Origin of the sequence: Bradyrhizobium oligotrophicum S58 (genome assembly GCF_000344805.1) — a bacterium.
In the GTDB taxonomy this organism is placed as follows: Bacteria; Pseudomonadota; Alphaproteobacteria; order Rhizobiales; family Xanthobacteraceae; genus Bradyrhizobium; species Bradyrhizobium oligotrophicum.
Genome location: NC_020453.1, coordinates 5,529,149 through 5,542,359 on the forward strand (window position 1 = coordinate 5,529,149; position 13,211 = coordinate 5,542,359).

At 65.6% G+C, this 13,211-nt stretch carries 9 protein-coding genes; 7 read left to right on the plus strand and 2 right to left on the minus strand.

The features are described from left to right. Positions 1 to 4 precede the first annotated feature (4 nt). Positions 5 to 157: a hypothetical protein gene (locus S58_RS38700; RefSeq protein ID WP_015667960.1), complete on the minus strand. Its 153-nt coding sequence runs from the start codon at positions 155 to 157 to the stop codon at positions 5 to 7. 248 nt (positions 158 to 405) lie between these two features. Between S58_RS38700 and ku the strand changes: the two genes are divergently transcribed. The 3 genes from ku (at position 406) to S58_RS23965 (ending at position 4,793) form a co-directional block, all read left to right on the plus strand. After that, a complete protein-coding gene (ku, locus tag S58_RS23955) occupies positions 406 to 1,395 on the plus strand; it encodes a non-homologous end joining protein Ku (protein WP_015667961.1) in 990 nt (329 codons plus the stop codon). Between the two features lie 500 nt (positions 1,396 to 1,895). Continuing rightward, on the plus strand, positions 1,896 to 2,897 hold the full coding sequence (locus S58_RS23960; protein WP_015667962.1) for a LysR family transcriptional regulator: 1,002 nt from the start codon (positions 1,896 to 1,898) through the stop codon (positions 2,895 to 2,897). A gap of 399 nt (positions 2,898 to 3,296) precedes the next feature. Next, positions 3,297 to 4,793 carry a porin gene (locus S58_RS23965; protein WP_015667963.1) on the plus strand — a complete coding sequence of 499 codons (1,497 nt, stop codon included), beginning with the start codon at positions 3,297 to 3,299 and terminating at the stop codon, positions 4,791 to 4,793. 335 nt (positions 4,794 to 5,128) lie between these two features. Here the strand turns inward: S58_RS23965 and S58_RS23970 are convergent, their stop codons facing one another. After that, positions 5,129 to 5,293 (minus strand): Flp family type IVb pilin, encoded by a 165-nt coding sequence (locus tag S58_RS23970; protein WP_015667964.1) that lies wholly within the window; start codon positions 5,291 to 5,293, stop codon positions 5,129 to 5,131. 386 nt (positions 5,294 to 5,679) lie between these two features. Between S58_RS23970 and S58_RS23975 the strand changes: the two genes are divergently transcribed. From S58_RS23975 to S58_RS23990, 4 genes are all read left to right on the plus strand, one after another. After that, positions 5,680 to 7,212: a thymidine phosphorylase family protein gene (locus S58_RS23975; RefSeq protein ID WP_015667965.1), complete on the plus strand. Its 1,533-nt coding sequence runs from the start codon at positions 5,680 to 5,682 to the stop codon at positions 7,210 to 7,212. Between the two features lie 45 nt (positions 7,213 to 7,257). Next, a complete protein-coding gene (locus S58_RS23980) occupies positions 7,258 to 8,850 on the plus strand; it encodes an MBL fold metallo-hydrolase (protein WP_015667966.1) in 1,593 nt (530 codons plus the stop codon). Positions 8,851 to 9,105: 255 nt separating this feature from the next. Continuing rightward, positions 9,106 to 11,229 carry an OmpA family protein gene (locus S58_RS23985; RefSeq protein ID WP_015667967.1) on the plus strand — a complete coding sequence of 708 codons (2,124 nt, stop codon included), beginning with the start codon at positions 9,106 to 9,108 and terminating at the stop codon, positions 11,227 to 11,229. 12 nt (positions 11,230 to 11,241) lie between these two features. After that, the gene (locus S58_RS23990) at positions 11,242 to 13,092 is read left to right on the plus strand and encodes a hypothetical protein (protein ID WP_015667968.1); all 1,851 of its coding nucleotides are present in this window, start codon (positions 11,242 to 11,244) and stop codon (positions 13,090 to 13,092) included. Positions 13,093 to 13,211: the final 119 nt, after the last annotated feature.

Sequence of the window (13,211 nt, forward strand, 5' to 3'; positions counted from 1 at the left end):
GCCCTCAGGTGTGGAAGAACACGAACCAGACGAGGCCGAGCACCAGCAGCGCCAGCCCGGTGGAGATGGCGAGCATCGCCAGGACCGACGGTCCCGGTTCACCCTGCCGCGCTTCGGTGGGGGTTTCGACGATCCGCTGATGTCGTCTGATTGCCATGGCGTCCTCAGCTCGCTGGTATTCAAATCGAACGCGGTAGCGCGTTCTCTCATTCCGCTCCCCTTGGCAACGTCGGGCGCCAGATGAGGTTCCGGCCGCGCTGATGGCTGCGACCGGTTAACGCCGATGCGAGAATCTGCAGGCCGCCTTGTTGAATCCGCAGCGTCGGATGTTATCCTCGCGGACGCCGCGACAACTACGTCCGCAGCAGCCCGGTCCGCAAGCAAGCCTGCAGTTTGGAGTAAGTCATGGCCCCGCGCGCCAATTGGAAGGGTTTTCTGCGCCTCTCGCTCGTGACCTGTCCGGTCGCACTCTACCCGGCGACATCGGAGTCCGAGAAGGTCTCGTTCAACCAGATCAACCGCAAGACCGGGCACCGCATCAAATACAGCCGGGTCGACGCCGAGACCGGCGAGGAAGTGGCCAATGACGACATCGTCAAGGGCTACAAGGTCGACACCGACACCTACATCGAGGTGACGAAGGACGAACTCGACGACATCGCGCTGGAGTCGACGCATACGATCGAGATCGACGAGTTCGTGCCGCACACCGACATCGACAGCCGCTATTTGATCCGTCCCTATTACCTCGTGCCCGACGGCAAGGTCGGCCACGACGCCTTCGCCGTGATCCGCGAGACCATCCGCAGCATGGACAAGGTCGCCATCGGCCGCGTGGTGCTGACCAACCGCGAGCACATCATCGCGCTCGAGCCGCTCGGCAAGGGCCTGATGGGAACGCTGCTGCGCTATCCCTACGAGGTGCGCAACGAGCAGGAGTATTTCGACGACATCCAGGACGTGAAGATCACGAAGGACATGCTGGATCTCGCCAAGCACATCGTCGAGAAGAAATCGGCCGACTTCGAGCCGGAGAATTTCGAGGATCACTACGAGGCCGCGCTGATCGATCTCATCAACAAGAAGCGTAGCGGCGTGACCATCGCCGCCAAGGCGGCGCCGAAATCGAGCGGCAACGTGATCAACCTGATGGACGCCCTGAAGCGAAGCCTCGCCAGCGAAGGCGACAAGGCGCCCGCCGCGGCCGCCCCTGCTCCGAAGGCCAAGGCAAAGAAGCCGAAGAAGCGCGTCGAAGGGCAGCGCGAGATGCTGCTGCCGATCAGCGGCAAGAAGGCCAGGGAGCCGCAGGCAAAGGACGAGCCGAAGAAGGTCGAGGAGCCGAAGAAGTCCGAGAAGACCGCCCGGACGACCGCGCGCTCGCGCAAGGCCAGTTGACGCATCGATCCCGCGACGCCTCCTCGAAGATCCGGGACCTCCGCAGGTGAGCTGCCTTGCGCGGCTTCACCTGCGTTCCAACTGCACTGTCGGCATCGATGGCGAGCGGCACCGTTAGCGATAAACTCTCATCAGCGTTCAGGCGCAGACGACGACACACCGCATCCAACGTCGTGTCCCGATTCGTGGCGCGACATCTGTCTGGCTCAGGTGAGTTGATCCGACAACGCAGCGCCGGCGATCAGGCGCGGATTTGTGATCACCGAGACATCGCTTCACTGCTTGCGCGATGAGCACGTCGCGCCTAGCTCTGCGGCGCGGGTCATGATCCGGCGCGACTTCTTCCTGATGAAGACTTCCTGACGGAAGAGAGGAGTGCCCGGTCGGTGATGGTAGGACCGACAGTGGCGGAGTCGTCCTGGCTGCACGACGCGGCGTATCAGGGGGATGTGGATGTTTCAGCACGATGCGGACCGACGCCAGGCGCAGCGCGCCTAGCGATGGCACGGGTTCAGCTGTCAGAGCTCTCAGCATTCGCGGCGGTTGCGGATTCCTTGAGCTTCACCAAGGCTGCCGCTCATATCGGTTGCTCCTTGCCCACCATCAGCCAGACGATCAAGAGCCTCGAAGAGCAATTGGACGTCAGGTTGTTCAATCGCACCACGCGCAGCGTGGCGCTCACCGAGGCCGGCGAACGGTTGCTGGCGGAGATTCAGCCGATTCTCGAGCGCGTCGATCAGGCCATCGAGAGCATCAACGCTTTTCGCGACAAGCCCGTCGGGACGTTGCGATTGACCGTGTCCCGTGTGTTCGCGATGAGAGGGCTTGGGCCCTTGATCAGGTCGTTCCTCGCCTACTACCCCGACATCCAGCTCGAACTGGCGATCGACGACACCAACAGCGACATCGTGCGCAATCGCTTCGATGCCGGCATCCGGTCCGGGCACAGGGTCGAGCGCGACATGAAGGTCATCCGCGTCTTCGACGACTGCTGTTTCATCGCGGTTGCCTCTCCCGCGTACCTCGCAGCGCATCCGGCTCCCTCGGTGCCGGATGATCTCCAAATCCATAATTGCATCCGGCACCGCTTTCCCGCCGACGATACGCTGCAGCAATGGGTGTTCGACAACGGTGGCCAGCATGCGGAAATTGCCGTGGACGGCTCGCTGATCGTCAACGATTTCGATCTTGCGCTGAATGCCGCGCTCAACGGCGTCGGTGTTGCTTACCTGGTCGAGCCCATGGTCGAGTCTCATCTGGCCGAAGGACGGCTGGTGCGGCTGCTGCCCGATTGGAACTACGCCACGCCCGGCCTGTATCTCTACCATCCGAGCCGCCGGCAGCCACCCATGCCGCTGCAGGTGTTTCTCGATTTCGTCAAGCGGTGGCGCAGCGGCGCCACGCTGGACGCGATCATGACCGCCGTCGAGTACGATGGAAACGGGCTGGTTGCGGCGACGTCACATCGATCGTCCCTGCAGATCGACTCAGGCCGCCGCTGACATCGTTCAGAACCGGACATTCGTTGCACACCGTCAACGACGGTGTGCACGCACGACCGCGTGCACGGTGATTGTTAGTGACGCTGCGATTGTTCGGGAATCCCACCTACCCTATTCACGATTATCACCATTAACAAACTGACACCCCGACGCCAAAACCGTCGCGTGACCGCGTCGAAGCTGGTGCGAGCGGTCAGCGTGTCAACGACGACCGAGTCAATCACGAGCAAACCAGAGCACGTCAGCAAACTGAAATTGGCTCATGCACGCCTGTTCAATCGTTCCGTTAGTCGAGCCGATCGGCGGAGCAGGAACCGCGGGTGCGAGAGCAGCAATCTGGCGAAGCCAGAGGCGACACGCGGGGGCCGTGTGCATCGCCGATCAACCGGAGAAACGGAAATGAAGACGTTGAGGGGCCTGCTTCTCGGAACGGGAGCAGTGATATTGTCCGCCGCGGCGGCTCAGGCCGCGGATCTTCCGCTCAAAGCCAAGGCCGTCGAGTATGTGAAGGTGTGCTCGCTCTATGGTACGGGCTTCTACTACATTCCCGGCACCGACACCTGCATCAAGCTTGGTGGCTATCTGCGCGCCGAAACCGCGCTGTGGACCAACAGCAACTATGGTGGCGCCTATTCGGGTCAGGCCGGCGCCGACAACCGCCTGAGCAACCGCTATCAGATGCGCTCGCGCGAAGATCTCAACATCGATACGCGGACGGCGACCGAGTATGGCGTGGTCCGCACCTATTTCGACGCGGTCCTGACCTGGACCTCGGGCTCCAATGCAGGAGCCGGCGCTGGTGCAACGTCCTACACGGGCGACGGCATTTCCGGCGGCTCGCTCGGCGTCTACTACGCCTTCATCCAGTTCGCCGGCTTCACGATGGGCAAGGCGGTCTCCACGTTCGACGCGCCCTGGACCAACTATCCCGGCAACAATTTCGACGGCCTCGTCGGCGGCAGCGGCTCCAACAACGGCGTCAACCAGTTCACCTACACCGCCGATTTCGGCCAGGGCATCACGGCCGCGGTCTCGCTGGAGGACCAGACGCAGTTCTTCACCACCAACATCTGGAACACGTCCGGGATCACCGCCGCCGGCGTGCTGGGCGGCGCCTACGGCACGAGCAGCTTCGGCGGCACCGTGTCCCCCGATATCATCGGCATGGTCCGCGTCGACCAGGCGTGGGGCATCTTCCAGGCCTCGTTCGCCGCGCACGACAATCACACCGCCTATTATGGTGCGAGCGAGACCTCCGGTCATCCGTCCGACAAATGGGGCTGGGCCGCGCAGCTGGCGCTGTCGATCAAGAACATCCCGACCGGTCCGGGCGACGTCGTCAACCTGCAGGCGGTCTATACCGACGGTGCCAGCCGCTACAACTTCCAGAGCCTGGCGAACACATCCTACACGATGTACGGCAGCAGTGGCGTGACCGGCGCCTATCAGAGCGTCGGCTTTGCCGGCGTCGCCGACGCGGTGTTCAGCAACGGCAGCGGCTTGTCGACCGTACAGACCTGGGGCATGCGCGGCGCCTTCACCCACAACTGGGACCCGCGCTGGAACACTGCGGTGTACGGCGCCTATGCCCAGGTGCGCTATGGCCAGACGGGATCGAGCCTGATCTGTGCCGGCATCGCCGCGACCGCGATGCTGACGGCGGGCTCGACGTGCAACCCCGACTTCAATCTCGGACAGATCGGCCTCATCACCCGATGGACGCCGGTCAAGGGCCTGACCTTCTCGGCCGATGTGACCTACAGCCACCTCGACCAGAAATACTCGGGCACGGCGATTGCTCCGGCCATCGCCAGCACGGCCAAGCCCGCCGCGATCTATGAGCTCAAGGACCAGGACACGGTGAGCATGCTGCTGCGTGCTCAGCGCAACTGGTAGGAAAGGAGACTGTTGAACCTCCAAGTGCTCCACGAGCTTCCGGCGATGCCCCGCCGGAAGCTCTTTTTTTGAAGACAAGTCGCGACGACTGACTAGACGAGCGTTTCTTAGAACCAGCGATAGTTTCCGGGTTGAGCTTTCGCCGTCCCCACTGCTGTCCTGCTCCGCGAAGGCGGAGCATCCAGTACTCCGCGGCGGAAGATTATGAACCGAGACGTCACGGCGTACTGGATCGTCCGCCTTCGCGGACGATGACAGCCGGGTCTACATGATCAATGTGCCAGGACTTTGGAAACGGTCGTCTAGATCAAGCGGGCGGCCATTTGATCGGGCAGCTATTTGATGGAGGTGTTGATCGAGGTGAACTTGCTGCTCAGCGTCGAGCCGACGCCGTTCACCGCCGCCAGGATCACGATGCTCAGCCCACCGGCAATGATCGCGTATTCGATCGAGGTCGCGCCAGCCTGATTCTTCAGGAAGCTCGCAATCAACTGCCGCATCTGCCACTCCGGTCGGGCTCGATCATCTGACGCGCCGGAACGGCACGCGCAAAGGCCGGGACGGACGCCCCAGCGGAACCCTCGATTATCGGCTTGAACAATCGGTTAACCCGATCAGGTAGCCCCCGAGCTCGGATTCCGATGCCGGGGATCATTTCGCGCGCCCCCTCCTGCTCACCGGCCGCGGCCGAAAGGGATCGCAATCCCATGAATCTGTTCCGTTTTATTTTTATCGAGGATCCCGATCGGCGGGTGCGGACGGGTCCGCCCGTTCGGAATTCTCCGCTGACATATTCAGAAAAAATTCGGCTTATCCGGCAGATGGCGCGTCATGATCTGGGTCAACGGTCATGGCGGCGACCGACATAATGTCTATCCTGGCCACCATGACCACAGCAGACACCGCCCGCCCCCAGCTCAAGATCCGCAGCGTCGCGCTCGACACCGGCCGCGAGAACGTTGTCGTCATTTCGCGACGCTCGCGGGCGCTGCGGCCCGAGGTCTTCAGCGGGTTCAGCCGGGTCGAGCTGCGTTGCAATTCGCGGACGCTGCTCGCCACCCTGCTGATCACCGACGACGACGCCCTCGTCGGCCCCGACGAGATCGGCCTGTCGGAGCCGGCGCTGCGCCGCTTCGCCGAGCCGGCCGGTACGCTCGCGACGGTGTCGCCCGCGGCCCCGCCCGACAGCCTCGAGGCGGTCCGCGCCAAGATCCGCGGCGAGACCTTGAGCGACCAGGCCATCGCGGCCGTGATCGACGATCTCGCCCACTACCGCTATTCCGACATGGAGATCGCGGCCTTCCTGATCGGCTCGGCGAGCTTCATGACCTCGGGCGAGTTGCTGGCGCTGACGCGCGCGATGGCGAATGCCGGCACTCAGTTGAAATGGCCCGAGCCCGTCGTGGTCGACAAGCACTGCATCGGCGGCATTCCGGGCAACCGCACCTCGATGGTGGTGGTGCCGATCGTCGCCGCCCATGGCCTGACCATCCCCAAGACCTCCTCGCGCGCGATCACCTCGCCGGCCGGCACCGCCGATACGATGGAAGTGCTGGCGCGGGTCAATGTCGGCGCCGAGGAGATGAAATCGATCGTCGCCGCCTGCAATGGCTGCGTGATCTGGGGCGGCCACGTCAACCTGTCGCCGGCCGACGACGTCCTGATCTCGGTCGAACGCCCGCTCAGCCTCGACACCCGCGAGCAGATGGTCGCCTCGATCCTGTCGAAGAAGCTCGCCGCCGGCTCGACGCATCTCCTGCTCGATCTGCCGGTCGGCCCGACCGCCAAGCTCACCAGCGGCGCCGAGGCGATGCGGCTGCGAAAACTGTTCGAATTCGTCGGCGACCGGTTCGGACTCAAGGTCGAGGTGATCACGACCGATGGCCGCCAGCCGATCGGCAACGGCATCGGCCCGGTGCTGGAAGCGCGCGACGTGATGGCGGTGCTGGGCAATGAGCCATCAGCCCCGGCCGATCTGCGCGAGAAGTCGCTGCGGCTTGCGGCGCATCTGCTGGAATATGATCCGAAGCTGCGCGGCGGCGCCGGCTATCATAGGGCACGCGAGCTGCTCGACAGTGGTGCGGCGCTGAAGCAGATGCTGAAGATCATCGACGCGCAGGGGCCGTCGGAGTGCCGCAGCGAGCTCGGCGATCTCGCCTTCGACGTCCGGGCTGAGCGCGACGGCGTCGTCTCCGCGATCGACTGCCTGCGGCTGAACAGGCTGGCGCGCACCGCCGGCGCCCCTGTAAACAAGGGCGCCGGCATCAGGCTGTTCAAGAAGATCGGCGATCGCGTCGACCAGGGTGAGCCGCTTTATCGCGTGTTCACCTGCGACCCGTCGGAGCATGATCTGGCCGCGGCGGCAGCCGGCGCCAACCACGGTTATGCCTTCGCTGACGGGGCGAACGGTCGCCCCTGATGAGCCGCCATTGAACATGATCCATCGTCTTTGGGAGACCACCGCATGAGTGTGACCGTTCGCTTCTGCGGTGCCGCGCATACCGTAACCGGGTCCTGCTATCTGGTCCGCACCGGCAAGAGCCAGATCCTGATCGACTGCGGCCTGTTCCAGGGGCAGAAGACGCTGAAGGAGCTCAACTACGGCGACTTTCCGTTCCGTCCCGCCGACATCGATGCGGTGCTGCTGACGCACGCCCATATCGATCATAGCGGCCTGTTGCCCAAGCTGGTGCGCCTGGGCTTCGACGGCAAGATCTTCGCCACGCGCGGCACCATCGATCTGTGCTCGTGGATGCTGCCCGATGCCGGCAATATCCAGGAGCAGGAGGTGCTGGCGCTGAACCGCCGCAACATCGCGCGCGGCCGCGGCGAGGTCAGCCCGATCTATACCCAGGCCGACGCGATCGCCGCGCTGCAATACTTTCAAGCCGTCGCCTACGAGACCTGGACCGACATCATTCCCGGCGTTCGCGCCCGCTACTGGAATGCCGGGCATCTGTTGGGCTCGGCCTCGATCGAGATCGAGTTCGAGGGCCAAGGCGCCGATGGCGCGCCGCTGCGGCTGTTGGCCTCGGGCGATGTCGGGCCGGACGCCAAGCTGCTGCAGCCCGATCCGACAGCGCCCGAAGGATTCGACTACGTCATCTCGGAAGCGACCTATGGCGACCGCATCCGCGAGCCGACCACGCCGGAGCTGCGCAGAAATCGTCTGGCCGGCGAGGTGCGCGATGCGGCTTCCGCAAAAGGCGCGCTGCTGATCCCGGCCTTCGCGGTCGAGCGGACGCAGGAGCTGATCGTCGATCTCGTCGGCCTGATGGAGCGCGGCGAGATTCCGGCCGCGCCGATCTTCCTGGACTCGCCGCTCGCGATCCACGCCACCGAGGTGTTTCGTGCGCACACCGAGAGCCTCGACGGCGGCAGCGATGTCGGCCGCCTGTTGTCGTCGCCGCATCTGCGATTCACCGAGACGGTCGACGAAAGCAAGGCGATCGCCAAGCTGACCGGCTTCCACATCATCATCGCCGCCAGCGGCATGTGCGACGCCGGCCGCATCCGGCACCATCTGAAGCGCTGGCTGTGGAATAACCGTGCCACCGTGCTGCTGGTCGGCTATCAGGCCAACGGCACGCTCGGCCGCTTCCTGCAGGACGGCGTCAAGGCGGTGCGGATCCAGGGCGAGGAGATCAAGGTCGCCGCGCGCATCCGCATGATCGACGACTATTCCGGCCATGCCGACGGCGCCGAGATCGCGCGCTGGATCGCGGCCCGCCGCCCGATTACGCGCGGCCTGTTCCTGTCCCACGGCGAGGAGGCCGCGATCGCGGCGCTGGCTGAGCGCGTCGCCGAGCGCATCGTGCCGGGTGCGAAGGTGTTCTCGCCCCTGCTCGACGACGTCTACGAGCTCACGAGCGCCGTGCCGACACCGCTCGACGTCGCTCGCCGGCGGCGGCTGGCGCCGGAGGCCGTGACCCGGCTCGACTGGCACAACGACATGTCAGGCCTGCTGCTCGATATCCATGAGCGCATCGAGCAGGCGGCCGACGACCGCGCCCGCGGCGTCATCATCCGTCGTCTGCGCCGGGCGCTCGAGCCGTGAGTTTGTTCCCGATGCCTCGGTCGTCGAACGGTCACACTTTGATCGCAACCTCGACTGGTCCGATCATCGACCAGGAAGCGACCGAGGCCTGAGGAGCGAAGCTGCCGGAAATCCATCTTGGCTTGTGCATAGCCAATGGCACAACGCGCAGACGGCTGGCCTCCCAGGGTGGTTCTGCTACGCTCAAGGCGTGGTTCACGGTGACGGATCGATCCGGGGTGAACCCGGCGCAGGTGGGGAAACGGGGGCTCTCACATGCATCAACCATCGAAATGGTGGGCGGGGCTGATTGCTGTTGCGGTGCTCTGGCTCGCGGCAATGGTCTTCAAGACAGCAAGTGTGGAAGACGATATTGCGCCGCGGGCGCGGGCCGCCGTCGCGGCGTCTGCGCCCACGACCGCCGCGGCACTGAAAGTCTCGGTTGCGGGTCGCGACGTTCGTATCGAGGGACCGGAGTTCAGCCCTGATCAGCCGGACCGGCTGAAAGACGCGGCGACCGTGGAGGGCGTCCGGCTCGTCGATGGCCGTTACGACAAGCTCCCGACACCGAAGCCCTATGCCTTCCGCGCTGCGCGCAACGGCTCGCAGCTGGTGCTCGAAGGCGGCGTGCCGACACCTGCGGTCCGCAATGCCATCGTCAATGCTGCCCGCTCCGCGTCTGCCAGCGAGGTCGTCGATCGGCTCGGCTATGCCTTGGGGGCGCCGGCCGAATTCGCGGCCATCGCGAATCATGGTGTGGCGCAGGCCGGAAAGCTCAATGGCGGCACGTTCTCGCTTGCGGACAAGGCCTATTCGATCGCCGGCACGGCGGCCTCGTCCGACATCTATGAGGCGACCATCGCCGCGACGCAGCAGCTGCCGGGCGGCGCCCTGCTCACCAATGTGGCCATCCTGCCACCGGAGGCGAAGCCGTTCATCTGGAGCGCGGTGCGCGAGGGCAACACGGTGGTGATGTCCGGCGTCGTCCCGACCGACGACATCCGGCGCGGGCTCGAAGCCGCCGCGGCCAAGGCCTGGCCGGGCACGTCCGTGATGCACCACATGCAGATTGCGCGCGGCGCTCCCGCGGGTGATTTCGATGCCTATACGAGCTACGCGCTGACCGAACTGGGACGGCTCGGCACCGGGCGCGTCGTCATCTCGGACGCCACCTACGCGATCTCAGGCGAAGCGCCTTCCAGCGCGGCGTATGACGAGGCGATCGCAGGTGTCGGCAATCTGCCGGCCGGGCTGACCCTGGCGAAGGCCGAGATCGTGCCGCCCGAAGTCAAGCCGTATCGCTGGTCGGCGGAGTTCGACGGCACCCACCTCAGCCTGGCGGGTCTCGCCCCCAGCACGGCCGTGCGCGAGGCGATCCTCGGCTCGGCGAACGGACAGTTCGACGGCAAACCCATCAAGAACCAGATCGGCATCGCGCGCGGCGCTCCCGACGGCGACGTGGCGAAGGCCGGCGGGAGCCTGCTGCAGCAACTCGCCAGGCTCTCGCAGGGCAGCGCCGCGATCAACGAGACCCAGGTCTCGATCAGCGGCGCCGGGCTTGCCAACGTCACCGCCGCGTCCGTGCGCGAGCAGCTGGCCAGCACCCTGCCCGCGCCATTTGCGATCGCATCGGTCGACGTCCGCGACGGCCCGGTCTCGCCCTACGCATTCGGGCTGCAGAAGCAGGACGGCCGCGTCCGGCTGAGCGGCTACGTGCCGGACGAGGCCGCGCGGCGCGATCTCGTCGGCGCCGCCACGTCGAGCTTCGTCACCGAGACGGTCGAGGACGGCCTGAAGATCGCCGACGGCGCGCCGAAGGATTTCGTCACGTCGCTGAAGGCCACCTTCCCGGCATTGGCCCGGCTGTGGTCGACCACGCTGGCGGCGAAGGACGCCTCGATCACCATCGAGGGCGATGCGATCTACGACAAGTCGGCCGAGCAGGTCCGCAAGGAGCTCGCCGACGCGACCGCCGGCGGTGAGGTCAAGCTCGCCGACATCAAGATCGGGCTCAAGCCGGAGAGCCCGCCGCTTCCGGTCGACGCGTGCCAGCCGGCCTTCAACGGCCTGCTCGAGAAAGGCCGTATCCGCTTCAACACCGGAAGCGCCGATCTCAGCCGCGAGTCGCTGGCGCTGCTCGATCATCTGGTCGACATCGCACAGCGCTGCAAGGAGGCCGAGATTTCGATCGAGGGCCACACCGACAGCGTCGGCGAACCGGAGGACAACATGGAGCTGTCCAAGCGGCGCGCGGCGGCGGTGGTCGGCTATATCGGCGATGCCGGCATCGACACGTCACGCATGACCTCGGAAGGCTATGGCGAGACCAAGCCGGTCGCCTCCAACGATACGCCAGAGGGCCGTGCGCAGAACCGGCGCATCGAATTCGTCGTCAAGTGAGGCGCTGACATCATGATGTACGACCTTGCGACATTCTTTCTCTGGATCCTCCTTGCGCTGGTCATCGGCGGATTCGTCGGCTGGCGCACCTGGTCGGATGCGAAGCGACCGGACTGGCTGAGGAGCTGGCTGCTGCCGGCGACGCTGGCCTTCGCGATCGGCGTTCTCGTTGCGATGCTGAGCCTGTTGCCGGGACGCGCCGGGCTGTGGCTCGAGCTCGCGCTGCTGATGGTCGGTGCCTATGTGTTCGGCTGCCTGATCGGCGGACAGCTGAAGGATTTCTTCGGTCTCGATGCCGCGAGGGCGTCGGCGCCGGCAGCCCCTGCAAACAGTCTTGCCTTCGTCGCGCAGGCGGCCGGGGCGCGCCCCGTGATCGACAGCCCGCCACAATCGCCATCACCGGCTACGCAGGCGGCGGCCAGTGTTGAGGCCGATCGCGCCGCGGCTGAGACCGCGGCCAAGGCAGAGGCCGATCGTCTTGCGGCTGAGGCGGAAGCGGAGCGGCGTGCGGCCGAAGCCGCCGCGCAAGCCGAAGCCGAACGTCTCGCAGCCGAAGCCGCGGCAAAGGCCGAAGCCGACCGCCTCGCTGCGGAAGCGGCGGCGAAGGCCGAAGCCGAGCGTCTCGCCGCAGAAGCCGCCGCGAAGGCCGAAGCTGATCGCCTTGCGGCGGAAGCTGCGGCGAAAGCCGAGGCTGACCGCCTCGCTGCGGAAGCCGCAGCGAAAGCCGAAGCCGAACGTCTCGCTGCTGAAGCCGCCGCGAAGGCGGAAGCCGATCGCGTTGCCGCGGAAGCTGCGGCAAACGCAGAGGCCGAGCGCCTCGCCGCAGAGGCCGCGGCGAAGGCCGAAGCTGATCGCGTTGCCGCGGAAGCTGCAGCAAAAGCCGAATCCGAACGTCTCGCTGCTGAAGCTGCGGCCGAAGCCGAGCGCGCTGCCGCGGAAGCTGCGGCGAACGCAGAGGCCGAGCGCCTCGCCGCCGAAGCCGCAGCAAACGCCGAAGCCGAGCGCCTTGCCGCCGAAGCTGCAGCGAAAGCCGAGGCCGATCGCCTCGCTGCGGAGGCTGCAGCGAATGCCGAGGCTGATCGCCTGGCGGCCGAGGTTGCAGCGGTGGCCGCCGAGCAGACTTCGGAAACGACCGATGGCAGGCCGCCGGCCCTGCCCGCCCCCGATGGCGCCGCCGACGATCTCAAGCTCATCAAGGGCATCGGACCCAAGAACGAGCGTATCCTCAACGACGTCGGCGTCCATCATTTCAGCCAGATCGCCGAGTGGACGCCGGCTCATGCAAGCTGGGTCGGCCATCACATGGCCTTCCCCGGCCGCATCGAGCGCGAGCATTGGATCGCCCAAGCGAAGCTGCTCGCGGCCGGTCTCGACACCGCGCATTCCAGCGCGGTGAAGTCGGGCGCGATCACGATCGACGAGCAGGCCGATGCGCCCTTGAGCGAGGATGAGGCCAACGCGCTGGTCGCGCAATTGCCGGAACTGATGCCGTCGGTCGAGAACGAAGCGGCACATGCCGGCAGCCGGCCGCTCGGGCTGGCTTCGCCGCGCGGCGGTCAGGCCGACGATCTCAAGCTGATCAAGGGCATCGGCAAGCAGAACGAGGCGCGGCTGCACGGCCTCGGCATCTGGCATTTCGATCAGATCGCGGCCTGGACCGCCGAGCACGCCAAATGGGTCGGCTCCTATCTCGCCTTTGCGGGTCGGATCGAGCGCGAACAATGGGTCCCGCAAGCCAAGGAGCTCGCGAGCGGCGGAACGACCGAATTTGCGAAACGCGTCGAAGCTGGTCTGGTGAAGTCATCGCTCGACGACGGCTCGCGCGGCCAGGACAATGTCGAGGCCGTCGAACCGCGCGAATAGCACGGCGGATCAGAGAAGTCCTAGCATGCTGCTAGATGCAGCGCCCTCTCCCCTTGCGGGAGAAGGCATCTCCGGACCATCCGCGCACGGGATTGGGTGAGGGGTATCCCTCCGCGGGT

Excerpts from the sequence above, each read along its gene's own strand:
- S58_RS38700 (WP_015667960.1), bottom strand. The coding sequence starts at position 157 with ATGGCAATCAGACGACATCAGCGGATCGTCGAAACCCCCACCGAAGCG.
- S58_RS23970 (WP_015667964.1), bottom strand. The coding sequence starts at position 5,293 with ATGCGGCAGTTGATTGCGAGCTTCCTGAAGAATCAGGCTGGCGCGACC.
- ku (WP_015667961.1), top strand. The coding sequence starts at position 406 with ATGGCCCCGCGCGCCAATTGGAAGGGTTTTCTGCGCCTCTCGCTCGTG.
- S58_RS23965 (WP_015667963.1), top strand. The coding sequence starts at position 3,297 with ATGAAGACGTTGAGGGGCCTGCTTCTCGGAACGGGAGCAGTGATATTG.
- S58_RS23985 (WP_015667967.1), top strand. The coding sequence starts at position 9,106 with ATGCATCAACCATCGAAATGGTGGGCGGGGCTGATTGCTGTTGCGGTG.
- S58_RS23975 (WP_015667965.1), top strand. The coding sequence starts at position 5,680 with ATGACCACAGCAGACACCGCCCGCCCCCAGCTCAAGATCCGCAGCGTC.
- S58_RS23990 (WP_015667968.1), top strand. The coding sequence starts at position 11,242 with ATGATGTACGACCTTGCGACATTCTTTCTCTGGATCCTCCTTGCGCTG.
- S58_RS23960 (WP_015667962.1), top strand. The coding sequence starts at position 1,896 with ATGGCACGGGTTCAGCTGTCAGAGCTCTCAGCATTCGCGGCGGTTGCG.
- S58_RS23980 (WP_015667966.1), top strand. The coding sequence starts at position 7,258 with ATGAGTGTGACCGTTCGCTTCTGCGGTGCCGCGCATACCGTAACCGGG.